Below are 24,150 nucleotides of genomic sequence, written 5' to 3' on the forward strand. Positions count from 1 at the left end.
CATGAGCGCAGACATGCAAGTGTTCCTGCTTCCGGACCTGGGCGAAGGCCTCACCGAGGCTGAACTCGTCAACTGGCTTGTGGCCGTGGGCGACGAGATTCGCGTGGACCAGCCGATCGCCGAGGTTGAGACCGCCAAGTCCATGGTGGAGGTGCCCTCGCCGTACGCAGGGATCGTCGCCGTGCTGCATGGCGAAGCCGGCCAGACGCTCGATGTCGGGAAGCCACTGATCTCGGTGGCTCCTGTTGGTGCTTCGGTCGCGGCTGAGCCTGCGGTTGCGGAAGAGGCCGGACCCGAGGAAGTTGTTTCCGAGGCACCCGTTGCGTCCGCAGCTGCCGAGGCTTACCGGATCGAAGAGAAAGCCGGATCCGGGAACGTCCTCATTGGCTACGGAACATCCGGAGGTGGTGAGGCTCGGCGCACTCGGCCGCGGAAGGCTCCGGCTTCCGCTGCACCCGTAGCGCCAGGGCCTGACTTTGCCGAACTTGCGTTGTCCCGTACGCGGATTCCGGGGAAGCTTTCTGCGGTGATTTCCCCATTGGTGCGGAAGATGGCCCGGGACCATGGGGTCTCTTTGGATGCTGTGCCTGGTTCGGGGGAGAGCGGGCTCATCCTGCGTCGCGACATTGAGGCCGCGATCGGAGGGGCTTCGCGCGAGACGACGCCCGTTGAGGCGCCCGCCGTTGTCCAGCCTTCCACCGGTGTCCAGGATGCCCGTACCGGCTTGTCAGTCACTTCGCGCACTCCGGTCCGTGGGATACGAAAGGCTGTAGCGGCGAACATGACCCGCAGCCGGTCCGAGATCCCTGAGGCAACCGTCTGGGTCGACGTTGACGCCACTGCGCTGCTTGAGATGCGAGCCGAACTCAAGAAGCGCGATCCGCACGGAGCTCCCGGACTACTCGCGTTCATCGCTCGTTTTGTCACCGCTGGGCTAAAAAAATTCCCCGAGCTGAACACCCGGTTTGTTACGGCGGAGGATTCGGCCGGCGGCGAAATGCAAGAGATTATCGCATTCGACGGCATCAACCTTGGCTTCGCCGCGCAGACGGACCGCGGACTCGTGGTTCCGTCCGTCCGCAACGCCCACCTGTTGAACGCCCGCGAACTCGATGCCGAAATCCGCCGGCTCACCACGGTCGCCCGTGAGGGCAAGGCAACACCGACGGAGTTGGGCAGTGGCACCTTCACTCTGAACAACTACGGTGTGTTCGGCGTGGACGGTTCCGCCGCGATCATCAACTATCCCGAGGTAGCGATGCTCGGCGTGGGCCGCATCATTGACAAGCCCTGGGTGGTGGACGGCCAGTTGGCTGTCCGCAAGGTCACCGAGCTGACGTTGGCGTTCGATCACCGGGTTTGCGATGGGGAAACGGCTGCGGGGTTCCTGAGGTACGTCGCGGACGCGATCGAGAACCCGGGGACGGTACTTGCGGATTTGTAGACGATGGCTATGTCGGTTTGCTACCCGAGCGATTGGAATGTTCACATTGGGCCTGCCCGCCTACTTGGCGAGCAGATGCGTGTCAAGGCAGTGGCGACGTAATCATTGTTCCTTGAATGTCGGGCCTGCGTTCAAGACCCAACATGAGCATGGACGGCCAAGGCTTCAGCGCGTTAATATGTGGCCCGACGACATATTGGTCACCTATCGATTCTTATCGACCCCTTATACTCATCTGCATCTGGGTCACCAACTTGGGGGTAAAAATGGCCGGCAATCAGCGTGATCGTTTTTATGGACTGGATGCGCTTCGTGGCGTCGCCATCCTTTTAGTCCTCTTGCGCCACTCGTGGCCAGAGACATTCGGGGGTGCCGGGATAGTTGGTGTTGTCGTGTTCTTCGCCCTGAGCGGGTATCTGATCACCCAGTTACTCATGCGGGATATCGATGAGTTTGGTCGCGTCAGGTATGGGCGCTTCTACCGGCACCGCGCATTCCGTCTGATCCCGGCCCTGGTGTTCATGCTCGCAGGGTTCGCTGTCATCGAGGGCGTGTGGAATATTCTCGGTGACCGCGTGGAGATTGTTCGCTCGGTGATCGTTGGAATGACGTACACCATGAACATTCCCGGGTTCGGGCACGGCAGTGACGCGCTGAGCCACTTATGGACACTGGCAACTGAGGAGCAGTTCTACCTCGTATGGCCTGCACTGCTTCTGCTTGGCATGAAGCGTTGGGGGCCCCGCAAAACAGTGGCGATTGCCACGGCTGGCGTCCTTGCACTTTGCGCCGCCACGATATGGGTGGCCCATGCGGAAGTCATCAAGGTCTACACCTTGCCAACGTCATGGGCCTCGGCGATGCTAATAGGCGCTTGGGCGCGCATAGAGCACGAGAAACTTTCACAATGGTTCTCGGCGATTAGCTATAGTCGGGTGCTGGCTGCCGTTTCCGCCACTGCCCTCGGTGCGCTTTGCTTCGTCCCAGAGCCGAAATCATGGCCTGTGACGTATCTTGTTGGTGGTCCGCTGATCGCATTGTGCACAGTGGTGCTGGTGTTCGCGTTTGCAGGGAAGAGCGGCCCGCCCCCACTGGCCGTGAAGCCTCTTGTTGGGCTGGGTGCTATCTCCTATGCGGCTTACCTTTGGAACTATCCGATCTCCAAGTGGGTCGAGAACGACTGGCTTGTAATCGTCTTGACGCTGGTTGCTGCGGTGGTTAGCTGGCTTCTTATTGAAAGGCCCGCCCAAAACTTTCGTAGGCATCTTGAGAAGCGTCTTGCCCGGAAGGAGTCAGTTCTTTTCTGAAGCCTCGTCGAGTTTCTTCCGAAGTTCATGGTTCGCTTGTGTGAGCAAGTTAACCTGAGTGTAAAGCTCGCTGATGAGAGCGAGGATTGCGTCCGGGTTCATTAGATCGCCCTCCAGTTGGTTCCGTTTGAGATGAACATTTTTCCTGTCCCGGCGGCCATAGCAAGAGTGGCAGAGCCGTCGATGTTGTTGGATGCCGTTGCAACGGTGACCACGCCAGTGCTGGCGTTCTTGACCCAGTAGGTACGCCCGGACATTGAGGGAGCCGACGGGCTCGGAAGCGTGACTTTGGATACGGCAGTGGTGCAGACCACTGAATCGCTGGCTGTGACGGTGGTATCGGCGGATACTTCGCGGAACTTTGTTTTGGTGCCGCCAGTGATGAACCAGTTTCCGGACTGATCAAGTGTCGCGTACTGGGCAATGCCTACTTTTGTGAAGGCGATGATGCCGTTTTCATTCGCGATGGCGAAGTTTGTCCCGTTCTGCGACATTTCAATACCCACGGTGCCGTTGGAGCGCTTGCCGGCATACACTCCATCGGCGACGCCGGCGCCGCTGATTCCGGGCGTGAGGCCGGCGAAGAACGCCGGTCCGTCGAACTGCGCGAGGCCTTTGAATCGGGCCGACCATTTGTTGACGCCGCCCGTTGGGGCTTCGAAGTAGGCCGCGTAGGCGTTGATGATTGCGCCGCCGACGTTGTCCACGGGGCCTCGGGCGTAGTGGCCGTAGGCATTCGTGACAGTCGCGCCTATGGCTGATGCCTCCACGTTGGCCACCGTTTCAAGGCCCATGAACGTTCCGAGAGTTGCGCCTGGAGTGTAGAGGTGCGCCTCAGAGGTCTGCGCGTAGACGGCAGTTACCCCTGCTAGGTCGCCGACTTGGTTGCCGGTCTTCATGAAAACGACTTCACCGAAAATCACCGTGGGGTCGGCGACACCGTAGCCGGCTTCGTTCGCGAACCCGCCCTTGAAGATGATGTTGTTGACGAAGCCGACCTTGTTGCCGCCGTAGGTGGTGTTATCCAGGGTCCTGCCGTCGATCACAACATTGAACTGTGTCGGCTGACGAGGGTCCGCGGCAAGGCCTGTGTTGTTACCGAACACGTTGAGGCCCTGAAACCACTTATTGCCCGTGACCTGCTGGACCGGGCGGCCACCGATGGTCTTGTCATTTGAACTGGCAGTGCGGGTCACCGTTATGGCGGAAAGGTCAGGAAGCTGCGAAGTGGGGATTTTTGCCGCGGCGTCCAAAGCTGCCACACCTGAAGGGGCACCAATTTCAGCCACGGGAACGTAAATATCCGCGGTGGCGGCCTGGGCGCTACTGGCACCAAGAGCCGCGACGGCGGAAGCGCCAGTGAACGCAGCCATCAGGGTCCCAAAGCTGAGCAGCCCACGCCGCTTCACTCCGGCATCCAAGGGGGACACCCGCTGATCTTTCTCGCCATTCTCGTTAGCCATGCCTAGAAGTTAATTCGTTGGAACGACCCAGAACACCGTGGACGTTACGTGCTTTTGGTTAACTAGTACTCGGGTGGTTCGCAAGACTACTCGTGGGGACAGAGTTCCCGGACCGGTGGGTGGTGGCTGGCAGGTCTTGAGTGCCCTTTATGATGGGGGCATGAAACGTTGGGGAACCCGCACACTTACGGTGAGCTTTTACATCTTTGCGGGAGCCGCGGTTCTGCTGGTGGGAGCGTGTGCCAGTATCGCTTACAACCCGATGCTCACTCTTGGTGTCATTGGTGCCGTACTCGCAACAATGGTCTTCTGGATGGTGCCAACAGACAGAATCGCCGGTTTTTCCGGTTCTGCAGCCGTCGTGATTCTTGTGCTGATCCCGGTACAAAACATTGCCGCCTACGGGAACCTGAAGTACATAACCCTTGGAGCCGTTGCGGCCCTGGTTGTTATTACTTGGGCGCGGCGGTTCAGATCACTGGCTGGCAGGCCCAAAGGACTTTGGTTATTCCTCGTATATTTTGGCCTATTGGCCGCAGCCACCCCCAGATCCATCGAGCCAAGTTCATTTTCGCTTCTGCTGGGAGTCGTGATTGCCGGGCTAGGGCCGGCACTCCTGTTCGCGATGATGAATCGCGCTGAACGCAAGGGCTCGATAAATTTCGTTGTGGCCCTAGCCGCGCTCGAAGCGGCGTACTCCCTTTTTGAATTGGCAACCCACCCGAGCCCCATATGGGGTTATGCGAGCGTCACGGCCTCGGGTGACCCTAGCATCATGTACAACCAGATCGTGAGCGGTCTGATCCGCTCGCAGGGAACGTTGGCACATCCCCTCCCGTTGGCGCTCCTGTTGCTAGTTGCACTTGCTCTGCTAGTCAGGGGCGCTGGCCCTAAAAATGGTTTACTGAAAGTTTGTACCGGAGTCCTGTTATTTGCTGGGTGCTTCGCTGCCGGTAGTAGGTCCGCCCTAGCGGTGGCGACAGTTTTGGTCTTCTTGGGAGTTGGGAAGCGTTTGTGGAAGGCTCTCGTTGTTGGCATTCCCCTGCTCACCATCGTGGTCCTCATAGCGATTTGCGCGGGATTCTTGGAGTCGGACGTCTATCGTCGTTTCATCGAATCTTCATCCCTCAGCCACCGCGGCGGGGCCGTCGACGCGGTCCCTGGCCTCCTGCACAATCAAGACCTTCTAGCAACGGTTTTTGGCAACGGATATTTTTCCGCATACCAGTTGTTCCGGGCCGGTTTGTTGCAGGTCGGCGACTTCTTCGCTGTTGACAACCAGTTCGTCATGACGTTAGCCGAGGGAGGCCTAATCACCCTTGCCGTATTGGTGACTCTCATCCTGCTTGCGCTCAAGAGGATCCATCGGTCCTACCGGCTTGGACTCTTGTCGGTCGTTGTCTTCTTCGTCAGCTTTGATGTTCTATCTTGGCCGTCTGGGATTGCGCTCTTCGGTGTGTTTTTGGGTTTGGCATTCTCAGCCCCCGCCGTTAGTTCGCCTGTGCTTGCTGCGGCTGAGACCTCCGATCTTGTGCCGGCTAAATTCGGCAGTCCCACTGAGGACGGCTCCGGATATCCGGCCGAGGTACCCGTTCGTACAACTTAGGGTAACAACCAGCGAGTACAGGCCAGAACCGCGCACATTGATGCCCGCATATGAGTCTTCTTCGATGATGGCGACGGAGGATACATAACCTGAGTTCCTCCAACGCTGAATGCCGCCCAGTGATTGCTCGGAAGTGATGGCGTAGCCATTCCCCCGTCAGTACCTGTGAGCCCGATCAGATCAAGATCCCAAGTGCCCGTATCGAGCAACATTCAATGGGAGAGGGGCCGGCGCTTGGCAGCCGAACTTTCTGAGTACCAAAGCAAAATCGCCACAAGACTCACGTGCGACAACCCAAACGGGCATGCATCCCTTCAAAAGCGTTCAGCACCGCCGTTGTGGACGAGCAGTTAATTCGCGGGCGCTGAGCTGCTTGGAAAACTCGATCGACATCGTCTATTGGCCCTGTTCCTTGTACTTGGCCTCGGTTTCGGCCTTCTGCGGACGCCACCATGCTTCGTTGTCGCGGTACCACTTGATGGTGTCTTCGATGCCGGCCTCGAAGTTGGAAAACTCCGGCTTCCAGTCCAGCTCGGTGCGCAGCTTCGTGGAGTCGATCGCGTAGCGCAGGTCATGGCCCGGGCGGTCCACGACGTGGTCGTAGGCGTCGTTGTCCTGGCCCATGTGCGAGAGGATCAGCTCCACGACGTCCTTGTTGTTCTTCTCGCCGTCCGCGCCGATCAGGTAGGTTTCCCCGATCCGCCCCTTGTCGATGATCGCCAGCACGGCGGAGGAGTGGTCGTTCGCGTGGATCCAGTCGCGGACGTTCTCGCCCTTGCCGTAGAGCTTCGGGCGGATCCCGTCGATCACGTTGGTGATCTGGCGCGGGATGAACTTTTCCACGTGCTGGTACGGGCCGTAGTTGTTCGAGCAGTTGCTGATCGTGGCCTGCAGCCCGAAGGAGCGCACCCACGCCCGGACCAGCAGGTCCGAACCGGCCTTCGTCGAAGAGTACGGGCTGGAGGGGTTGTAGGGGGTGTTCTCGGTGAACCGTTCCGGGTCATCGAGCTCCAGGTCGCCGTAGACCTCGTCCGTGGAGATGTGGTGGAAACGCTTGCCGTGCTTCCGGGCGGCCTCGATCAACGTGTACGTGCCGATGATGTTGGTGTCCAGGAACGGGCGCGGGTCATGCAGGGAGTTGTCATTATGCGACTCCGCGGCGTAATGGACCAAGACGTCGCTCGCCGCGACAAGGGGCTCGACAACGGACGGGTCCGCAATGTCCCCCTGCACGAAGGTGAGCCGCTCGCCCGGCAGGTGCGTGATCGACTCCACGTTCCCGGCATAGGTGAGCTTGTCCAGCACCGTGACATGGTGGTCCGTGTTGGCGATGACGTAGTGGACAAAGTTTGAACCGATGAAGCCGGCGCCGCCGGTGACAAGTATTTTCCCCATGACGCATAACCTTACTGGTTTGCACAAATGCATACGAACCGGAATGATGCGCAGTATGCGAGGAATCATCTTGGCTGGGGGAACTGGTTCGCGTCTGCATCCGATTACCCACGGCATTAGCAAACAACTTGTCCCTGTCTACGACAAACCGATGATCTATTACCCACTGTCGACTTTGATCTTGGCCGGCATTCGGGACATCCTGATTATTACGACACCCCATGATGCCGAGCAGTTCCAGCGTCTGCTTGGAGACGGATCCCAGTTCGGTGTCAATCTCAGCTACGTTCAGCAGCCCTCTCCGGATGGCTTGGCTCAGGCCTTCACCCTTGGTGCGGAACACATTGGAGATGACAACGTCGCCCTGGTTCTGGGAGACAACATCTTTTATGGCCCTGGCATGGGCGCGCAACTGCGCCGATATTCCGAAATCGAGGGCGGTGCGGTGTTCGGCTACTGGGTGAAGGATCCCAAAGCCTATGGGGTTGTGGAATTCGACCTCGACGGCCGCGCTATCACGCTTGAGGAAAAGCCGCAGCAGCCGAAGAGCAACTACGCCGTTCCTGGCCTCTACTTTTATGACAACGAAGTGGTAAACATTGCGCGGAACCTAAAACCTTCGGCGCGCGGAGAACTTGAAATCACCGACGTCAACCGAACATATCTCGATCGTGGCAAGCTCCAAGTCGAGGTTCTGCCGCGGGGGACTGCGTGGCTTGATACCGGAACGTTTGATGACCTCAGCGACGCGTCGAACTTCATCAGGACCGTGGAGCACCGCCAAGGATTGAAAGTAGGAGCTCCGGAAGAAGTCGCTTGGCGCCAGGGTTTCCTTAGCGATGACGAGCTGCGCCAGCGGGCAGAACCACTCGTTAAGAGCGGCTATGGTGCCTACCTCCTTGGTCTATTGGAATCAAGGCAGCCTGACCCCAATGTGGGAGCTCTCCTCTAGCTCCTTAGCTCCCTGCTATTTGACCTGCCGCCCGTCCCGGCACTTCAACAATCCGGGTGGATCGCAACCTTGACGAAGGCCGCGGTTTGATAGAGGTACTGGTAGGCCCAGGAATAGGTGGGGTCGGTTGAGGAGATCAGCGGCAAACCCATCCGGTCTGCGACCATATGCAGGTTTCCTGTGTAGCAGCGGCTGACAATCACCCGTGCCCGAGTCACATGGAACTGAGCGGTGAGGACGTCCGCGCTCTTCCAGCCGTATTGGGCCGACAGGTCCTTTAGTGCCCTTGCTTCGCCCTGTGTGGTGAACGGATCGGGGTTGAAGCAGATAATCCGGTACGGGCGCAGAGCGCCACAAATGGCCGCTTCGAATTTGCCGTATTTATCTATAGGGCTCGAAACCGCGAGGGTGGGTGCATACCCCTGCCGCATCAGCTTTTCAGCGTAGCTGATCCGGTTATCAGGGGGCCCGAGTACGAACAGCACGTCTGAACGTTTGGGCTGGTCAGCAGTGGGAGCGACGTACAAAAAGATCCCAGCAACGGCCCAGACCACCGCCACGGCTGCGATGGCGGCAGATAGCCGCAGTAGCAGCCGCTTTTTTCTAGCGGGCCGTGTCGCCTGAGTTTCGGGAGTGCGAGTAAGAGTGGTCATACCGTCCTCGAGCCAATGCGGGATATGGGCGGCAGCGCTGCACTGGATCCAAGACTACTATCCGCTGACGTGCCGTAGCCCCGGGGCTCACGCAAGAACAACCCGAAGGACCACGTTGTCGCCATCCTCGCTGAGTGTTACGTCCTTGGACAGTGCCTGAAGCGTCGTCATCCCGAGGCTGGGACGGATCCGGCCTCGGATCCGGCCGGGGGAGCTGATGGATATGTGGATGGCTCCGGTGTCCGCCGCAGCTTGTGACTGGCCCGGCTCGGGGGCCGACATTGTGACGCGGACATGGTTTCGTTCGCCGTGTCGGATGGCGTTGGTGAAGCCTTCTGAAAGTACCTCGATGACGGCCTCGGCCCTGGCGGGGGCCTCGTCGCATAGGGCCCACACTTCAGGGCCAATGTCGCATGCCAGCTTCAGGACGCGCCCCCAGGTACTCAGCAGGTCCTGGATGCTGGATGCCCCGCGCATCTCCTGCCCGGGCGACTCCTCCAGGATCTCACTCTGCGCAGTGGCCACGGCTCGCGTCAGGATGTCTCTCACACGCTGCGGGGCAAGATCCTCTTCTGGGCCGTTCCCTCCGGAGCCAGCCAAGGCGAGGGCGCTAGAGACCAGGCTTCCCTGAAGGCTGTTGTGCAGAACCCTGGCGACCCGTCGTCGGGTGTGGAGCAGCTTTTGGTGCGCGCGGTCGGCAAGCTTGAGTTGCTCGTTCAGTGAGCCTGCCAGCCTGACTTCATACCGCCGTCGTTGGCGTTCGGCAGCTCGAAGAACCGCCACAGTGAGCGCAGTCAGCGGATAGGCCCAGACGGCGGACCAGTAGAAGAACGGGGCATAGCCGAACGCGTCCTGCAGTAGGCATGTCACCGACGCGGAAACTGCGGCCGCGCCCGCGTAGCAGAGGGTCATGGCGGAAATTCGCCGCAAGGGACCGGTGATCCTCCGTACCGTCCGGGCAGCCACGGCGTTCCCGACGAGCAGGATGGCCCCGCCCACAACCCACTGAACCAGCAGGAAGAGTACGCCGTACTCCGTCAGCAGACGCACTGCAATGAGTGATGCGAACAGCAGCACAGGCAATGCGACCGGTGCGGCCTGAACCAAATGCGCCAGGCTCAGCGCGCGCTCCGCACGGGACGGCGGCCGCGGAGGGGCCGTCTCATGCGGCCAAGGTGTGTGGTCGTGAAAGAGTTGGTGGCTCATCGGGCGGACGACGTCGTCGGAGATTGTCCGCAGCAGGCGCGAGGCCTCGGACCTGTCGAGGGTTGTGGTCGTCCCGGCAGCGAGGGCCGCGTCAAGGCGCGTGGAGAGTTCGGTGACATAGTCGGAACGGATCGAGCGCAGCCGGTCTTCATCGAATCCGAGCTGTGCCTCGATCGCTGCCTGCGCGGCGCGGAGCCTGCGTTCAAGCACGGCGTGCCCGCGGATGGAGTCTGTCAGGATCGCGATCGCCGAGAGGAGGACCAACGCCATCCCGATGTTGATGAGGATGCGGGCCCAGAGGCCTTCACTGAGGTCTGCGATATTCAGGACCTGTGCGGACCAAGCCACCAGGAGGGGGCGGCAGGCGCCGATGAACGCGAAGGTGCCGAACGCCGTCGTGATTCTGCCTTTGAGGCTCGGGCATGCCGTGATCAAAGGGCGGAGGATCATCCCCAAAAGACCTAGCATGACGTGCGCAAGTAGCAGGATCCCAGCGCCGGCTCGTTCCCCAACCAGCATGACCGATCCGGCCGCGGCCAGCGTGTTAGATCCGGCGAACATGTTCATGACCGTCAGCGCCAAAGGCAGGGTCAGGAGCCACGACCAGAAGCTCAGGGCATTGTTACCGCCGATACCCCGGGCCCAGAGTGCAGGGGTGCGGCCGCTCATTTATCGCTATCGGGGTCCGGCCACCCGAACGTGCGCGCGTACAGCGTTGCCGCGGCAACCCGCGGATTGACGCTCGGGCTTCGGTTCAGGCCAAGGGCCTCGAACGTGCGGGAAACGGCCTTCTCCACGGAGCGCACGCTGCTTCCCCGTTGCTTGGCGATTTCAGCGTTAGACCAGCCCTCCGCGATCATGCGCAGGATATCCAGCTGTACGCGGGTCAACACGCCGATCTTCGTTGCGTTCGACGGCAAGGGGGGAGCGACGGTGACCGGAAGCTCCACCAGGGTCGAGTTCACTGCACTGATGAGGCCGTCCACGGAGTCAAGGGACGACTTATTGACGAAGGTAGATCCCGCCGGTAACTCGGAAAAGGAAGCCTCCGACGGATAGTTGGTCAGGAAAACGATGGCGCACCCCGGGGAGAGCGACTTCACGACATGCGCCAGTTCGACGCCGTTGGGCCGGGAACCCAAATCGATGTCGGTCACAAGAACATCAGGATCGACAGTGGCGAGCATGGATACGGCCTCGGGCGAGGACGCACACGCGTGCACTTCGAATTCCGCGCCCCTTAAGGCCTCTGCGACAAGCGCTCGCATGAATGGTTGATCTTCGACAACCAGCACCCGCCGAACCCACCTCGTGTCCCCCATGGTTGAAGGCTATCCGAGCACCCCCTTTGATCCATCAGCAGCGTCCGTTGGTTACGACTCAGGATGGATTACGACGGCGGCGCGCTGGCGGTGTGTTTCGCGACGCCGTCTGCCGGAGGTGACTGCCTCAGTGGCGCCTGCCTCAGTGGCGGAGGGCAATCGTGACGACGAGGATCGTGGCGGCAGCCAACACTGCTAATCCAACGTAGGAAAGTTTCCGCTGAAACCTTTTCCGACGCTCGCGTCGTTCGTCCCTCGCGAGATATCCCGTGCTGAAGTTCCCCATGTGGGGAGGATATCGTCGCTGGATCAGGATGCCTCCCGGGGTTCGGGTATTGCGACCGTTCGCTGCCGCTTACTCGTCCTTGCTTGGGTCGTTGAGAAGGTCTGGGATTTGGTTCCGGAGGATGTGTACGGCGATGCCGAGAGCTACGAGTGATGCGCCGAGTGGGGCAAGCCCGAGGCGTACGACTGAAACGATGAAGCCCGTCAGCCATAAGCCGACACCCCCGCTGCCCCCTCCTTGGAGAGAGAAAAGCAACGAAAGTAAGTTTGTGGCCAACGTTTCGAAGATAACTCCACCCGCGCAGACCACCACGCCAATAATGAGTAGCCGGTTTCTTACCTGGGCAAAAGTATGTGCTCTTAGCAATTGAAGCTCCTATTCAGATTTAGCCCCGACGGGCTTGAGGGAGCGCCCCACCCAGGGGTGAGACGCCCCCTCCGCGCCATAATTGCGCGTCGTCGATGGAGGGACTAGGAAGGCGGCTCCCGGTAAGCGTGCCCCAACGGGTGGCGATCGAGCTCGGCTGCGCGCGCACGTGCAGCCTTCTTCCTCCGGTGAAGAACTACTTCATTGATCACGTAGGAAACCAGGACCACCGATGGCAAGAGGATTCGAAGCCACAGGTCCCAATTGGTCATAAAAAGGGGCGCCAGAGAAGCCGTAAAGATCGGCGGGTGCGCGCAACTGTACCATTTCACGATTGCCTTCTCTCAGAGGCCACAGTCTCGGGCCGGCATATCCCGGAGCGGAGCGGACGGTCTAGAAAGATTGATGCCGTAGCACTTTGTGGCAACCAGGCTGGCATTTCTGAACGCGCCACTGATGGTAGCGATGACAGATGCAACTCCGGTAACGCCGCTCAACCCGCAAATCTGGCTCACGACGGTTGCTATCCATCCGCTCAGCTTGTTGAACTTACATCCTGTCCATACTCCGCCCACGAACACCGCGGCCGTGAGGCCGGCCAGTACCTGCAACTCGGCGCCGGTGATAGCGAGGACTGGCCACGGTACCCACTGAACGCTCGGATCGGCCGTTAGGGGAAATGCGTTCGAGGAATTGAAGTCGATGCGCTGAACCAAGGCGCCATCCTCAAACCTGAATGTCGTCGGCACCGGCTTCCCCGCGGCATCGAATGCCCATGGGGCGACAATGGCGCTTGTAACTCTTCCCTCGATGTCTCGAATGAGGACGGAACCGTCAGCTTCCACCTTCGCCGTGGATCCAGCCGAGAGAGCCAGCGGGAATCGGTAATCGCGAGGTGACTTATCCGATTCGACGGTGATGAGCGTCTGCGAGCCGTGTGGAGTGCTGTAGGTAGTCGTTGTCGCGCCGGACAGTGCAGTGGTCAAAAGTGGTGCGCCTTCGCCAATAAAGTGTCCGACCGGGACGCCCTTAAGCTGGGCTGGTCTCGTCTGTGACTTTTTGCCGGGAACGGTAATCCGTATCGCACCCGAGGGGGTTTGCGTTTGGACTGTCGCGGTTCCGGGGGCGTTCCCGTCCGTCACATACACGCCGTCGTACTTCTTGGCGATTCCATGCGGAGGACTGGCACTTCGCCCGGGCGGCAGCCCCTGATCCCAAGCGACAGGCTCGACTCCACGACTGGTACCGGCTCGGATCCGTTGATCTTCCCATTCCTGGGGTGCCGTGTTCCTTTGAGCAGTACCCGCCTGTGCCGGCGCGGCAATAAAGATGGTCGCAATCAAAGAAAGACATGCAGTAGCTGAGGCAAAAATATGTAGACGTCGCAATTGAAGCTCCTTTTCATATAGGTGCCCCCGCGACCCGCAGCTTCCATGAAATCTTACGACATTATCGACTTTGTTGGAAGGGATTTGCGAGCAAATTCGTCCTACTTGAGTTTTTAAATTTGCATTTTAAAAGGAGGATTAGCTTAGTCGGCTGTGGCACGTTTTCCAATTCCACCAGGGACCCTTTTCGCGTTCATATTCCGCTTCAACCGCCCGGGCGAGCTGGCGGCTTCATCACGATTGACCCCCACGGACATCCCCCGACTCCCCGTAAGGTCCGTACTTGCGTGCCCATCCGAAACAACCGATGAAAAGGGCCACGGCAAGGACCGGAACGAGGTACCAGCCGAGTTCGCTCCCCCGGAGCAAAAGCGCAACGTTGAATGTGATGATGGCGCTGAACACAGGGACCGGTGCGGCCATCGCCCCAGACTGAATCACGTCGCGTCGCCATTGACCGTATAGGGTCGCGGTCGCAAGAAACCCCGCCATGAGGCAACCGCCCAGAACGAGAAGGAGCGGAACGGGAGCGAACCCAATCACAATTACCGTCGCGCCGAGCAACGCACTCAAAGTCAACCAGTATCTAGATCGCGCGGTCATTAGTCTCTTGCCCACCATTTCAACATGAACAAAGACTATGACCGCAGATGGCCATTCGGTAGCCGTTCGGCCGAGATTGAGTATGTATTCGGCCGAAATTGAGTATGCATTTCATGCGAATTGAGTATGTGATCGAGATCGCGAAAACCCTACTGCAGCTTGAACAAATTGTGCGTCGCCGGCCCCTCCAGCAGCTTGCCCGCGGCCGTGTACCGCGAGCCGTGCAGGGGGCAGTCCCAGGACTTTTCGGCGTCGTTCCAGTGCAGGATCCCACCCAGGTGGGCGCATTCCGCGGACACCCTGCACACCACGCCGTCCACCGTGCAGATTGCCGCGGGCTTCCCGTGGAAAAGCCCGGTGACGCCCGTGCCCTCGGCGGGGCTGGTTTCCTCCGTGATGGCGGGCTTCTCCTTCAGGGCTGCCTTGTCCCGGAAATTCTGCTGCTGTGTCTCTATGTTGAGCGAAATCGTCGACGCTGCTCCGCGGGGACCCGTGACCCGGCGATGGATCGTGTGGGCCCACTCCAGCTTTTCGCCACGGATATCAGCGGTGATGTCCAGCGCCGCCGCAACACCATTTGTCATGCCCCACTTGTTGTAGCCGGTGCCGAAGAAGATCTTCCCGTGGCCCCGGGGGAACCTGCCAAAGAACGGCATGAGATTACCGGCCTGGTAGTCCTGGGCAGCCCACGTGTGCGTGACCTCGGCACCCGGGTAATGCTGTTGGGCCCAGCCGAGCAGCTCGTTCACATGGACCTGCGTCGACGGCGCCCGGCCACCCGCATGACCGAACCCGCCCACCAAAAGCAACCTCCCGCCGTCGGGCATTGGATAGTCCCTCAGTGAGCGGGTGGGCGGCTCGGCGGAAAGGTACATTCCCGGCGGCGGGTTCACGCCATCCGGCAGCCGCAGCGCGGCAGCGTACGAACGATTCGGCCGCAGCTTCGCGAAGTAGAGCCCCCGGTTCAGGATCGGTGTCCCGGTGGCGAGCACCACGTAGCGCGCGGTGACCTCGCCCTTCCTGGTGACCACCGTCAGGGGATCGCCGTTGCGGACGTTCATGACGCGGATGCCCTCCACGATGCTGCCGCCGGCGGCCCGAACATCCACAGCCAGCGCATCCAGGACGTCCATGGGGTTGAATTGGGCCTGTTTCGCAAGCCGCAAGGCGGCGTCGACGTCGAAAGGTAGCCCCGTCTCGAGGGTGGACTTGACGTTGAGTCCGGCAGCCCGGCAAACGTTGGCTTCGGCGACGAGGTGTTCCGCGCCGGTGGGCGTGGTGGCGAAGGTGTAGGCATCCCGGTACTGGAAAGGCACGCCGCGGCCCTCGAGGTATTCGAGCAACCACCTCTGGCCGGCCCTGTTCGCGTCAACATAGGCACGGACCACGTTCACCGAATACTGGTTCCGGAGCCTGGACAGCGTGGTGCCCTGGAGAAGGCTCAACTTGGCGGTGGTGTTACCGGTGTTGACCGCGCCGATATGGCGGGCCTCGAGGACCAGCACGTTGCTCCCGGTCCGCGCCAGCATGAGGGCCGTTGCCAGGCCAGTGAGTCCAGCGCCGACCACGACGGCGTCGTAACTGGTCCCGGGCGTGAATTCATCGGGGCTCGCAGCTGCGGAAGCATCGCGCGCGTCCAGCCACAGAGAAGTCATAGCGGTCTCACGTCCCTTCAGCCGGGCGTGGTCCACACCGGAATTAGCGCGGCGGCGGCCCGGTAGTGCCAGAGAAGCAGAAGGCCGCAAGAGAAGCAATAGGGGAGCGCGGAGCATATCCAAGGGGTCCCGAAATCGAGGAAGATGGGCCGCCCCAAAACGCCCTGCCCCCTTCTTGGGGGCGGGTCTGTCAGCTCCGGTTCAGCCAGGTACGCAGGTTCCTGCCGCGACCGCCAAGGGAGGCGAGATGCCGGGCGCGCCCGCCCCACTTTGCCCAATCGCTAGGCTGGACCGAGGGCCGCCCAAGGTGATACCCCTGTCCGACGGTCACTCCCAGGCCCGCGAGAGTGGCGAGTTCGTCCTTGGTTTCGATGCGTTGGGCGGTCAAAGCCGCCCCGATCTCCCGCGCGAACCGGACCTCCGCTTGGACCAGTTCCTGCCGAAGGGGATCCTGGTTGAGGCCTGCGGTCAGCTTCCGGTCCAGCTTGATCATCTCCGGCTTGAGCCGAAGAATATGGCCGGCACCGGCGAAGAATGAACCGGAGTCTTCGATGGACAGGCGTACGCCGGCACTGCGCAGCGGAGCCACCACGGCGTCGAGCGAATCGGCCTGGTGCCGGGGGAACTCTCCGGAGATTTCGAGGATCACCCGGGATGCCGCCACCGGAGTCTGATCGAAAAGCACAGGAAGCCGCGGATCCAGGCATACCTCGTGGGAAAGCTTCAATGCCACGAAAAGTTGCTGCGGCAGTTCCAGTGCGGCTTTGAGCCCAGACTCCAAGGCTGCGAATTCAAGATCCGTTCGGAGCCCCGTGTCCTCGGCTTCTGCGAACCAGTAATCGGCAGGGTCACCACTGTCCGTGACGAAGCGGGTCAAAGCCTCGGCGCCGACCACCGTGGACGTGGTGAGGTCGAAAACGGGCTGGAAGGCGGTCATCAACATCCCGTCCCTGAGGACCGCCTCAAGCCGGGGGCTGCTTGGGTGCTGGAACAAATCCACGTCCGGGTCGACTTGAGGTTCCGGCTCGCCTTGCGGGGCCGGCTGTTCCGACCTGAGCGAAGACAAGTGTTCCAGCAGCGCCTCTTCCGGACGCCCGGGGTGGGCAGCAATGTGCTGGCGAAGTTGCTCGCGCACAGCCTCCGTCGCCTGCGAAGAGTCAGACAAGACTTCCTCGATGATCTCCAGGACCTGGAGGCGCAGCCCACGCAACTGCTCGATGGGCGCCTCCACGTTCTCCGGGCCGGCCCGCATCCCGGCGTTGGTCAATGCAAGAAAAGACGGTTTCCGCGTCGACATGAAATCATTCCTTTGCCTTTAGCTCCGGCTGAGCCCGGACCTGCAAACTAAAGGGAATACTACAGCCGAACAAACCGGTCGTCCCGGATTGAAATGAAATCTTCATGGGGATGTAACGTGCTCCCGATCCTCCCAGCTCCCCGTGGGTAGAATCAAGGCCTGAACACTGCCGGAACGCATCTGAAGACGGAGAAACAATGTCAGCATGGCTCGAAGTCGGCCCTAACAACTATGTGTTGGAGACCGAAGGGTGCCTGCTCAACACGGGCCTCGTTGTAGGTACCGAACGAGCCATGGTGATCGACACCGGTTGCGGCCCCCGCCAAGGCCGGCAGATCCTCGCCGCAGTCCGCGAAAAGACCCAGCTGCCGCTGGTCGTCGTGAACACCCACGCCCACTACGACCACTACTTCGGCAACGCCGTTTTTGCCGACGACGGCGTCACCGAGTTTTGGGGGCACGTCAACTGTGCGGCCACAATCGACGACGACGGCGACCATCAGCGCCGCTTCGTCGCCGCCGCGGAACCGGAGATGGCCGCGGGCCAGGGTGACGCCGTCGAGATCGTCATTCCCAACGCGATCGTCAAGGACCAGCCCGTCCTGGTGGACCTCGGAGGCCTCACCGCCACGCTGTTCTACTTGGGCCGCGGCCACACCGACGGCGACCTCCTGGTAGGCACGCCCAGCACCCTCTACGCCGGTGACCTCGTGGAACAAGGTGCGCACCCCTCGTTCGAGGACGCCTACCCGGAGGACTGGGCCGACGCCCTCCGGCACATCTCGGCCCTGCGCCACCGTTACGAGTTCCTCATCCCCGGCCACGGGAAGCCCTGCAGCGACCAGTTCGTGAAGACGATGGCCGACACCATGTCCACAGCGGTAAGGCAAGCGAGGCAGTCGATCCGGGACACGCCGTCGGACGCTACCAAAGCGATCCCGGTGCTTCCCTACGGACCCGAGCAGTCACGCTGGTTCATCAAGCGGCTCCAGGAGACGCAAGCGCACCACTAAGGGGTGTGTTTGAAAGCATGGCGGGCCTCGCGGGCGGCGTAGTAGATGATCACGACGCCGGCCAGGGGATCCGCCCACCACCAGCCGAACAGGGCGTTAAAGGCGAGCCCGGCCAGCACCGCGCCGGCCAGGTAGGCGTCCACGAGGGTCACTTTTCCTTCCGCGCGGAGTACCGGATTGCCCAAGCGGTGCCCGGTGCGGATCTTGCCCCACGCCAAGGCGAGCATGACCACGAAAGTAAGGGACGTCCAGACGATGCCCGGAGCTGAGGTGGCGGGGCGGACGCCGGTGGCAAACACGACCGCCACCTGGATGAGCAGGTAGGCGCCTAGGACCGCGAAGGCCGTCCCTATCAACCGCATCGCGGGGGCTTCGCGCTCCTTGTGGGCGCCTTTGAGCTGCCACACCACCACGATCGACGCGAAGATCTCGATCAGGGAATCCAAGCCGAAACCGGCCAGTGCCGGGGAGCCGGCTTGAATGGCCGCGGCTGCCAGGACGCCGAGGCCCACCACGTTCCAGCCCAGGGTCGCGTATTCCAGCCGCAGCCCGCGGCGCAACAGCCTTCCAGAGACTGAGGTTGGGGTTTCAATGCTGGCCATGGGGTGTCCGTTTCCTTGAGTGCGCTAGCAGCAGTCTTCACCCTTCCACGCTTCGCGGCCTTCTTTGACGGCGACGGCGGCGATGATGAGGCCGATGACCGGGTCAAGCCACCACGCGCCGAAGACCGCATTGCCGGCCAGGCCGATCAGGACAGCGGCAGCCGTGGCGGCGCAGAGCAGGTTCTGGGTTCCTTCCCCGGCGGTGGCTCCGGAGTTCAGCCTCGCACCGAGGCGCTGCTTGGCGATACCGAGGACAGGCATGATCACCAAGCTTGCCGCGGTGAGCACGATGCCCAGGATGCTGTTCTCGGCCCGGTGTCCCGTGGCCAGGTCGATGACCGACTGGATTCCGATGTAGGGGGCGAGGAGCCAGAAACTGATCGCGACGGCCTTTTGTGCGCGGCCTTCGGCGGTCTCGGACAGGGTGCGGGATCCGGTGAACCGCCAGATGACGATGATGCTCGCCAGGCCCTCGACGGCGGAGCTGAGCGCCCAGCCGATCAGGGACACGGAGCCTGCGGTGCCGCCGGCAACAAGGCCGAGGGCTCCCTCCAGGACCATCCAGATGAGGCTGAACCAGGACAGCAACCGGACGGTGCGGGCGTCCTTGATCCAGGAAAGGGGCGGGGCAGTTGTCATCAGTGGGTTCCGGTTTCGTGGATGGCGTGTCCGGCGGGTTCGAGCTGGAAGGTGGAGTGTTCGACGTCGAAATGCCCGGTCAGGCAGTTCTGCAGCTGGTCAAGGATGAGCGGGGCGTGCCCGTCGTGGAAGCAGCTCTCATCGAGGACGACGTGCGCGGAGAGGGCCGGAAGGTCCGAGGTGACGGTCCAGACGTGCAGGTCGTGGACGTCGTGCACGTGCCCGGTTTCGAGGAGGTGTTCCCTGACCTGGTCCAGGTCAACACCTTCCGGCGCGCCTTCCAGGAGGATCCTCCCGGAGTCCCGCAGAAGCCCCCATGCGGCGTGCAGCATCAGGCCCACCACGATGAGGGAAGCGATCGCGTCCGCACGGGCAAAACCGGTGGTCAGGACGACGAGCCCGGCGATCGCCGTCGCAATGAATCCGTACAGGTCGGTCAGGATGTGCTGGAAGGACCCTTCCACGTTCAGGCTGGACCGGTTGGCTTTGGCCAGCACCCACACCGCAACCAGGTTCACGATGACCCCGAGGATCGCGACCACCAGTACAGGGCCGCCCTCGACCGGTGGCGGATCGATGAGGCGATGGATGGCCTCCACGGCCACGAGGGCGCTGATGACCAGCAAGGTGATTCCATTGGCGGCCGCGGACAGGATTTCCGCGCGCTTGAATCCGAACGTCCAGATTCCCCGCGCCGGGCGGGCCGCGAGGCTGATCGCCCACAGCGAGGCGGCGATCGCCCCGGCGTCGGTAAGCATATGCCCGGCGTCCGAAAGCAGCGCCAGCGAGCCGGAAACGACGGCGACAATCACCTCGACGATCATGAACCCGACAATCAGCGCCAACGCGATAACCAGATAGCGCCGGTCCGCGTTCGCTGCTATTGCGTGGCTGTGGGCATGGTGTTTGGCTGGGTTGCCGGCAGTGTCGTGGGGATGGTGGTGGGCTTCGTGGGGGCTCATTGGCCACCGTCCTTCTTGGCTGTGCGCTCGGGATGGACGGCGACGGTGTGTCCGGTGTGGGTCAAGCCCAAGTCCAGGAGCATCCGCACGTGCGCATCATCCAGCCGGTAATAGGCCATCCGGCCGCGCCTCGAAACGGAAACCACCCGGTGGGCGCGCAGCAGCCGCAACGCATGGCTGACAGCGCTCTCGGTCATCGCCGTCGTCGCTGCGAGGTCGCAGACGCACAGTTCCCCGCCTTCCAGCAACGATGTCAACAGCCGCAAACGCCCCGGATCGCCGAGAAGCGAGAACACATCCGCCAGCTCGGCAATGTCATGATCCGAGGGCAGGGCTGCCCGGACGAGTTCGACCTTGTCGGGGTCGACAAGTTTCACACCGCATTCATCGACGGCTTCACGAACAGCCACGGGACCTCCAACATCTGAACAACTATTCAGACGTCAGTATAAGCGGAAGGGACACGATACCCAGCCAGCGGCTGCCAGCTGGGAACTTCCTAACAGTTATCCCCCTTGTTGCCTGAGCGAAACAATCGCGGCGTACGCTGCCCATATGGGGAACAAAATGATGATTGGGCTGTCGGCTCGTGAGTCGAAGCGGGAAATTCGGAAGCAGCGCCTTCAGATGCTTGCGTACGTGGGGCTGGCGATCCTCGCTGTGGCGACCGTGGCCGTCGTCGTCATAGCGCTACGACGCTAGTGGGCTGGGCTGCGGCCAATACGAAAGTTTCGCCGATGGTGGACTCAATCTTCGCTATTTGGAGGTACTCAGAGGCCATCGGGGCTGATATTTTCCTGTGTACTCATTCGGTGCAAACCCAAAGAAAAGGATGAGAGCTGCACAATAATTGGGGGAAATATGAAGCTATATAGAACGATTTCATCCCTGACTACCGGAATCGCGGTCCTTGCTCTATTGCTCGAACAGCCAGGACCTGCATCGGCTTCGACAGCCGGACAAGGCTCCGACGCGTTCGCGGTTATCGCGGCTGCCTCGCCCAGCATAAAGTCACTGACACAAAACCGTAATGGTCCACATTCAGTCAAAATTCCTGCCAACTCCTCCGGTTTGGTCGAAGTGACCGGCCGAAGCGGGAAGTCTCTTTCGTTCGGACTTCCTTTTCCAGAGAGGGCAGCTGAGGCACGATCGATTGGGAAGGGCCTGGTTGCCTTTGACAACGGGAATGGTTCGACCACTGTTCCTGTCCCGCAGTCCGACGATTCACTTGCTGTCCACACGATCATTGAGTCCGCTGATGCACCTTCCCGGTACGCCTACGACATTGGGCTTCAGAGTGCGGGCAAGATGAAGGTCAACGAAGATGGAAGTGTTTCGATTATTGGCTCGGACGGCGCCTTTCTGGGTGGTTTCGCGAAACCTTGGGCCACCGATGCTGCCGGAGTATCAGTTCCCACTCGATACGAAGTACATGGCCGAAAGCTCATTCAGGTGGTGGCTCACTCAGACCCAAAGATTCAGTATCCGGTCGTGGCAGATCCCTGGCTCGGGATTGACTTGATCTCTGGCCTCCCTTGGATTACCTACACCCCAAGGGGTGGTGTTGTGAATCTCAATCCCACCCCTTGGGGAAGGCAGTTCAACGGCTTACCAACCCACAACGCGCACGTCGACGAGTTACGTACCAAGTTGAACAGGGTTGGCTGGAACCTGACCCCGACCATCCAAGAGCAATACCTGTGCCACGTCGTTGGAAACGTTTTCGAGGGCGGCACCTATAACCTCGAATCCTGGCGCCCGGTGATGTACTGGGGCGCCCAATTGAACCTAACCTATAGGTGCAATCCCTGATGGTCTTGAGGTTGGGAACGTGAATATGTCCAAAGCGATGAAACTACTCTTCATAGTCGCCGTAGTGCTAGGAGCTGTCGCCATCCTGGTTGTTGGTTACATCTGGATCGGTTCGGCGGTATTTGGCCTCAACACTTCACGGCTCGACCCCACGCAAGGGCCATCCTGGCCAATGGACGTGATTGTCTGGTCAATGGGCGGCGCGCTTTTTGCCCTGATGGGGGGAATCGTCCTGGCGGTGATCAGCGCGCATCGGACGCCCCATCCTCCGGACCGCCGGTAACTCCATCATGAACACTCACGCTGGTTCATCGACCTAGCGCGAACTGGCAGTACATGCCCTCTGGGGGCGATGTTGAGGGCATCAGCTGCCAGTTCGCGCTCGGGGAAGAGGATGGCAACCGCGAGTCTTGCTAAGCGGATCCCTTACGGTCGTGCACCGTTTTGCCGGTCCTGGTCCCGGTCCTGGCTCTTGTCGTCGGATTCCAGGAGGGCCGCGAGGGCGGCCAGTGCAGGGACGGCGTTTTCTATTGCATTCCGGTAGGCCTTCGGGAGCCGTTCGAGGGCTTGCCCGAGTCGCCTGTCGTTGGCGGCCTGCCATGCTGCCAATATTTCCGTGCCGCTCTGTGTCAGGCTCAGGTTCGCGGCCCTCCGGTCACCAGGCCGGGGGGTGCGCTCCACCAGGCCTGTGGTCACCATTTGCTGAACCAGGTTGCTGACCGTGTTGGTGGCAAGCCGTTGACGGTCAGCGAGGCCGCTGACGCCTATCCCGGGCTCCTCGGCGAGGCGTTGCATTACCTCTACTTGGGCCATGGGAAGGGACTCCCAAGGGAACTCCTGCCGCACGCTGGAGCGCAGGACCCGTCGCAGGCGCGCTATCACGCCGGTCAGCGACCAGGCATCGGCGCCCGTGTAGTCACGGACCGGGGGTTCGGTGGCGTTGACGGTTTTCATTGCATTTAGCCTAGCCCGATAGTCCCCTTATAGAATAGTTCTGTAACCGAACAACTTACTTCAAGCGCAGCCCCGTCCCGCCGTCGCCCGTACCTTCCAGACAGGAGTCCATGGCCTCCATGACTTCCAGCGATTCATTCCTTCCGTCGCCGACCGTGAGCGCCTTTCACGTGGGTCCCTTGACCATCCATTTCTACGCCCTGTGTATCCTGGCCGGGATCGCTGTGGCCGTCTGGCTCACTTCCCGACGTTGGACCGCCCGGGGCGGCCAGGACGGGCAGGTTCTGGACATTTGCCTCTGGGCGGTGCCCGCAGGAATCATCGGGGGGCGGATCTACCACGTCATCACCGACCCTGAGCTCTACTTCCTTCCAGGGAAGAATCCGTGGAATGCCTTTGCCATCTGGGATGGCGGCCTGGGGATCTGGGGCGCCGTGGCCTTGGGCGTAGCGGGGGCGTGGATCGGCTGCCGGAGAGCGAAGGTCTCCTTGCTTGCGTTCCTGGACGCCGTGGCGCCGGGGGTGGTTTTTGCCCAGGCCCTGGGCCGGTGGGGTAACTGGTTCAACAACGAGCTCTACGGGGATCCGACGACCCTTCCGTGGAAACTCCAGATCCATCAGATGGACCCTGCCACCGGGTCAGCGGTGACCGATCCCTCGGGTGCCCCGGTGGTCCTTGGCTATTTCCAGCCCACGTTCCTCTACGAATCGCTGTGGTGCGTCGTCGTCGGGCTTCTTCTTTTGTATGTGGACCGGCGCTTTACCCTCGGGGCGGGAAGCGTGTTCTCCCTGTACGTTGCCGGGTACACGGCGGGACGCTTCGCTTTTGAACTGATGCGCTCCGACTATGCCAACCTGATTCTGGGGCTCCGGGTGAACACCTGGGTTGCCGGCCTGATCTTCCTCGCGGGTGCCGTCGCGTTTGCCCTGCTGTTCCGGCGCAGACGCTCGATGGCCGTGCCGGGGGACTCCGCCCGCACTCCTCTGAACCGCTGACGACAGGCAGCTGAACTGCCGGGGCCGGCGGGCTCACCTGTTACTGAGCCGGTGCGGGCTACTCGTTTCCGCTACCTGGTGTCTTGGGGGCTTTTGTCTGTCACCACTCGAAGACTACTTGATGGAATCTTTAAGCAATCTTGAACCGAAGCTTGGGGAATCCTTGCGGCTTCCTGAAAAACCTGCCGGAAAGTAGTGGTCATCGGACAGCAAAGGTCCCGGTCTCACGG

Annotated in this window: 24 protein-coding genes; 9 read left to right on the top strand and 15 right to left on the bottom strand. The window is 61.1% G+C overall.

What is annotated here, in order from left to right; all coding sequences use genetic code 11:
* Nucleotide 1 precedes the first annotated feature (1 nt).
* Nucleotides 2-1,444: a dihydrolipoamide acetyltransferase family protein gene (locus ACFVTG_RS04160; RefSeq protein WP_390278280.1), complete on the top strand. Its 1,443-nt coding sequence runs from the start codon at nucleotides 2-4 to the stop codon at nucleotides 1,442-1,444.
* 266 nt (nucleotides 1,445-1,710) lie between these two features.
* Entirely contained in the window at nucleotides 1,711-2,751 is a 1,041-nt protein-coding gene (locus ACFVTG_RS04165) for an acyltransferase family protein (protein ID WP_390278283.1), read from the top strand.
* Nucleotides 2,752-2,852: 101 nt separating this feature from the next.
* On the opposite strand, the gene ACFVTG_RS04170 is transcribed toward ACFVTG_RS04165, so the two are convergent.
* A complete protein-coding gene (locus tag ACFVTG_RS04170; protein ID WP_390278286.1) occupies nucleotides 2,853-4,214 on the bottom strand; it encodes a hypothetical protein in 1,362 nt (453 codons plus the stop codon).
* A 160-nt stretch (nucleotides 4,215-4,374) separates the two neighbouring features.
* On the opposite strand from ACFVTG_RS04170, the gene ACFVTG_RS04175 reads away from it, so the two are divergent.
* On the top strand, nucleotides 4,375-5,820 hold the full coding sequence (locus ACFVTG_RS04175; protein ID WP_390278289.1) for a hypothetical protein: 1,446 nt from the start codon (nucleotides 4,375-4,377) through the stop codon (nucleotides 5,818-5,820).
* Nucleotides 5,821-6,216: 396 nt separating this feature from the next.
* Here the strand turns inward: ACFVTG_RS04175 and rfbB are convergent, their stop codons facing one another.
* Nucleotides 6,217-7,215, bottom strand: coding sequence for a dTDP-glucose 4,6-dehydratase (gene rfbB / locus ACFVTG_RS04180; protein WP_390278292.1), 999 nt, complete (start codon nucleotides 7,213-7,215; stop codon nucleotides 6,217-6,219).
* 55 nt (nucleotides 7,216-7,270) lie between these two features.
* Here rfbB and rfbA point away from each other — a divergent pair, with 55 nt between their 5' ends.
* Entirely contained in the window at nucleotides 7,271-8,167 is an 897-nt protein-coding gene (rfbA, locus tag ACFVTG_RS04185) for a glucose-1-phosphate thymidylyltransferase RfbA (RefSeq protein WP_390278295.1), read from the top strand.
* Nucleotides 8,168-8,211: 44 nt separating this feature from the next.
* On the opposite strand, the gene ACFVTG_RS04190 is transcribed toward rfbA, so the two are convergent.
* The 8 genes from ACFVTG_RS04190 to ACFVTG_RS04225 form a co-directional block, all read right to left on the bottom strand.
* Nucleotides 8,212-8,820 (bottom strand): ElyC/SanA/YdcF family protein, encoded by a 609-nt coding sequence (locus ACFVTG_RS04190; RefSeq protein ID WP_390278298.1) that lies wholly within the window; start codon nucleotides 8,818-8,820, stop codon nucleotides 8,212-8,214.
* Nucleotides 8,821-8,907: 87 nt separating this feature from the next.
* Nucleotides 8,908-10,695, bottom strand: coding sequence for a hypothetical protein (locus tag ACFVTG_RS04195; RefSeq protein WP_390278301.1), 1,788 nt, complete (start codon nucleotides 10,693-10,695; stop codon nucleotides 8,908-8,910).
* The gene (locus tag ACFVTG_RS04200; RefSeq protein WP_390278304.1) at nucleotides 10,692-11,348 is read right to left on the bottom strand and encodes a response regulator transcription factor; all 657 of its coding nucleotides are present in this window, start codon (nucleotides 11,346-11,348) and stop codon (nucleotides 10,692-10,694) included. Before ACFVTG_RS04200 ends, ACFVTG_RS04195 begins: the two co-directional genes overlap by 4 nt.
* 142 nt (nucleotides 11,349-11,490) lie before the next feature.
* Nucleotides 11,491-11,634, bottom strand: a complete 144-nt coding sequence (locus ACFVTG_RS04205) for a hypothetical protein (protein WP_390278307.1) — start codon at nucleotides 11,632-11,634, stop codon at nucleotides 11,491-11,493.
* Nucleotides 11,635-12,344: 710 nt separating this feature from the next.
* Entirely contained in the window at nucleotides 12,345-12,986 is a 642-nt protein-coding gene (locus ACFVTG_RS04210) for a hypothetical protein (protein WP_390278310.1), read from the bottom strand.
* Between the two features lie 636 nt (nucleotides 12,987-13,622).
* Nucleotides 13,623-13,811, bottom strand: a complete 189-nt coding sequence (locus tag ACFVTG_RS04215; protein ID WP_390278313.1) for a hypothetical protein — start codon at nucleotides 13,809-13,811, stop codon at nucleotides 13,623-13,625.
* A 329-nt stretch (nucleotides 13,812-14,140) separates the two neighbouring features.
* Entirely contained in the window at nucleotides 14,141-15,646 is a 1,506-nt protein-coding gene (locus tag ACFVTG_RS04220) for an FAD-dependent oxidoreductase (RefSeq protein WP_390278316.1), read from the bottom strand.
* Between the two features lie 190 nt (nucleotides 15,647-15,836).
* Nucleotides 15,837-16,943, bottom strand: coding sequence for an EAL domain-containing protein (locus ACFVTG_RS04225; RefSeq protein ID WP_390278319.1), 1,107 nt, complete (start codon nucleotides 16,941-16,943; stop codon nucleotides 15,837-15,839).
* 197 nt (nucleotides 16,944-17,140) lie between these two features.
* Between ACFVTG_RS04225 and ACFVTG_RS04230 the strand changes: the two genes are divergently transcribed.
* Nucleotides 17,141-17,956, top strand: coding sequence for an MBL fold metallo-hydrolase (locus ACFVTG_RS04230; protein ID WP_284755472.1), 816 nt, complete (start codon nucleotides 17,141-17,143; stop codon nucleotides 17,954-17,956).
* Here the strand turns inward: ACFVTG_RS04230 and ACFVTG_RS04235 are convergent.
* From ACFVTG_RS04235 to ACFVTG_RS04250, 4 genes are read right to left on the bottom strand one after another with little or no spacing between them, the layout of a single operon-like run.
* On the bottom strand, nucleotides 17,953-18,558 hold the full coding sequence (locus ACFVTG_RS04235; protein WP_390278323.1) for a cation transporter: 606 nt from the start codon (nucleotides 18,556-18,558) through the stop codon (nucleotides 17,953-17,955). The genes ACFVTG_RS04230 and ACFVTG_RS04235 overlap by 4 nt on opposite strands.
* A 24-nt stretch (nucleotides 18,559-18,582) precedes the next feature.
* Nucleotides 18,583-19,197, bottom strand: coding sequence for a cation transporter (locus ACFVTG_RS04240; protein ID WP_390278326.1), 615 nt, complete (start codon nucleotides 19,195-19,197; stop codon nucleotides 18,583-18,585).
* Nucleotides 19,197-20,159: a cation diffusion facilitator family transporter gene (locus ACFVTG_RS04245; RefSeq protein ID WP_390278329.1), complete on the bottom strand. Its 963-nt coding sequence runs from the start codon at nucleotides 20,157-20,159 to the stop codon at nucleotides 19,197-19,199. The genes ACFVTG_RS04240 and ACFVTG_RS04245 overlap by 1 nt, the downstream gene beginning before the upstream one ends.
* Nucleotides 20,156-20,569: an ArsR/SmtB family transcription factor gene (locus ACFVTG_RS04250; protein ID WP_390278332.1), complete on the bottom strand. Its 414-nt coding sequence runs from the start codon at nucleotides 20,567-20,569 to the stop codon at nucleotides 20,156-20,158. Before ACFVTG_RS04250 ends, ACFVTG_RS04245 begins: the two co-directional genes overlap by 4 nt.
* 157 nt (nucleotides 20,570-20,726) lie before the next feature.
* Here ACFVTG_RS04250 and ACFVTG_RS04255 point away from each other — a divergent pair, with 157 nt between their 5' ends.
* The 3 genes from ACFVTG_RS04255 (at nucleotide 20,727) to ACFVTG_RS04265 (ending at nucleotide 22,254) form a co-directional block, all read left to right on the top strand.
* Nucleotides 20,727-20,861, top strand: coding sequence for a hypothetical protein (locus ACFVTG_RS04255; protein WP_390278335.1), 135 nt, complete (start codon nucleotides 20,727-20,729; stop codon nucleotides 20,859-20,861).
* A 159-nt stretch (nucleotides 20,862-21,020) separates the two neighbouring features.
* Nucleotides 21,021-21,971, top strand: coding sequence for a DUF2599 domain-containing protein (locus tag ACFVTG_RS04260; protein WP_390278338.1), 951 nt, complete (start codon nucleotides 21,021-21,023; stop codon nucleotides 21,969-21,971).
* A gap of 19 nt (nucleotides 21,972-21,990) precedes the next feature.
* Nucleotides 21,991-22,254, top strand: coding sequence for a hypothetical protein (locus ACFVTG_RS04265; RefSeq protein ID WP_390278341.1), 264 nt, complete (start codon nucleotides 21,991-21,993; stop codon nucleotides 22,252-22,254).
* Nucleotides 22,255-22,397: 143 nt separating this feature from the next.
* On the opposite strand, the gene ACFVTG_RS04270 is transcribed toward ACFVTG_RS04265, so the two are convergent.
* Nucleotides 22,398-22,925, bottom strand: a complete 528-nt coding sequence (locus ACFVTG_RS04270; RefSeq protein ID WP_390278344.1) for a MarR family winged helix-turn-helix transcriptional regulator — start codon at nucleotides 22,923-22,925, stop codon at nucleotides 22,398-22,400.
* 110 nt (nucleotides 22,926-23,035) lie between these two features.
* Here ACFVTG_RS04270 and lgt point away from each other — a divergent pair, with 110 nt between their 5' ends.
* Complete coding sequence (gene lgt, locus ACFVTG_RS04275) at nucleotides 23,036-23,920, top strand: prolipoprotein diacylglyceryl transferase (protein ID WP_390278347.1); 885 nt, start codon at nucleotides 23,036-23,038, stop codon at nucleotides 23,918-23,920.
* The last annotated feature ends 230 nt before the right edge of the window (nucleotides 23,921-24,150 follow it).

Source organism: Arthrobacter sp. NPDC058127 (assembly GCF_042884555.1).
In the GTDB taxonomy this organism is placed as follows: Bacteria; Actinomycetota; Actinomycetes; order Actinomycetales; family Micrococcaceae; genus Arthrobacter.

Coding starts and splice junctions, on each gene's coding strand:
- ACFVTG_RS04160 (WP_390278280.1), top strand. CDS start 2: ATGAGCGCAGACATGCAAGTGTTCCTGCTTCCGGACCTGGGCGAAGGC.
- ACFVTG_RS04165 (WP_390278283.1), top strand. CDS start 1,711: ATGGCCGGCAATCAGCGTGATCGTTTTTATGGACTGGATGCGCTTCGT.
- ACFVTG_RS04170 (WP_390278286.1), bottom strand. CDS start 4,214: ATGGCTAACGAGAATGGCGAGAAAGATCAGCGGGTGTCCCCCTTGGAT.
- ACFVTG_RS04175 (WP_390278289.1), top strand. CDS start 4,375: ATGAAACGTTGGGGAACCCGCACACTTACGGTGAGCTTTTACATCTTT.
- rfbB (WP_390278292.1), bottom strand. CDS start 7,215: ATGGGGAAAATACTTGTCACCGGCGGCGCCGGCTTCATCGGTTCAAAC.
- rfbA (WP_390278295.1), top strand. CDS start 7,271: ATGCGAGGAATCATCTTGGCTGGGGGAACTGGTTCGCGTCTGCATCCG.
- ACFVTG_RS04190 (WP_390278298.1), bottom strand. CDS start 8,820: ATGACCACTCTTACTCGCACTCCCGAAACTCAGGCGACACGGCCCGCT.
- ACFVTG_RS04195 (WP_390278301.1), bottom strand. CDS start 10,695: ATGAGCGGCCGCACCCCTGCACTCTGGGCCCGGGGTATCGGCGGTAAC.
- ACFVTG_RS04200 (WP_390278304.1), bottom strand. CDS start 11,348: ATGGGGGACACGAGGTGGGTTCGGCGGGTGCTGGTTGTCGAAGATCAA.
- ACFVTG_RS04205 (WP_390278307.1), bottom strand. CDS start 11,634: ATGGGGAACTTCAGCACGGGATATCTCGCGAGGGACGAACGACGCGAG.
- ACFVTG_RS04215 (WP_390278313.1), bottom strand. CDS start 13,811: ATGGCCGCACCGGTCCCTGTGTTCAGCGCCATCATCACATTCAACGTT.
- ACFVTG_RS04220 (WP_390278316.1), bottom strand. CDS start 15,646: ATGACTTCTCTGTGGCTGGACGCGCGCGATGCTTCCGCAGCTGCGAGC.
- ACFVTG_RS04225 (WP_390278319.1), bottom strand. CDS start 16,943: ATGTCGACGCGGAAACCGTCTTTTCTTGCATTGACCAACGCCGGGATG.
- ACFVTG_RS04230 (WP_284755472.1), top strand. CDS start 17,141: ATGTCAGCATGGCTCGAAGTCGGCCCTAACAACTATGTGTTGGAGACC.
- ACFVTG_RS04235 (WP_390278323.1), bottom strand. CDS start 18,558: ATGGCCAGCATTGAAACCCCAACCTCAGTCTCTGGAAGGCTGTTGCGC.
- ACFVTG_RS04240 (WP_390278326.1), bottom strand. CDS start 19,197: ATGACAACTGCCCCGCCCCTTTCCTGGATCAAGGACGCCCGCACCGTC.
- ACFVTG_RS04245 (WP_390278329.1), bottom strand. CDS start 20,159: ATGAGCCCCCACGAAGCCCACCACCATCCCCACGACACTGCCGGCAAC.
- ACFVTG_RS04255 (WP_390278335.1), top strand. CDS start 20,727: ATGATGATTGGGCTGTCGGCTCGTGAGTCGAAGCGGGAAATTCGGAAG.
- ACFVTG_RS04260 (WP_390278338.1), top strand. CDS start 21,021: ATGAAGCTATATAGAACGATTTCATCCCTGACTACCGGAATCGCGGTC.
- ACFVTG_RS04270 (WP_390278344.1), bottom strand. CDS start 22,925: ATGAAAACCGTCAACGCCACCGAACCCCCGGTCCGTGACTACACGGGC.
- lgt (WP_390278347.1), top strand. CDS start 23,036: ATGGCCTCCATGACTTCCAGCGATTCATTCCTTCCGTCGCCGACCGTG.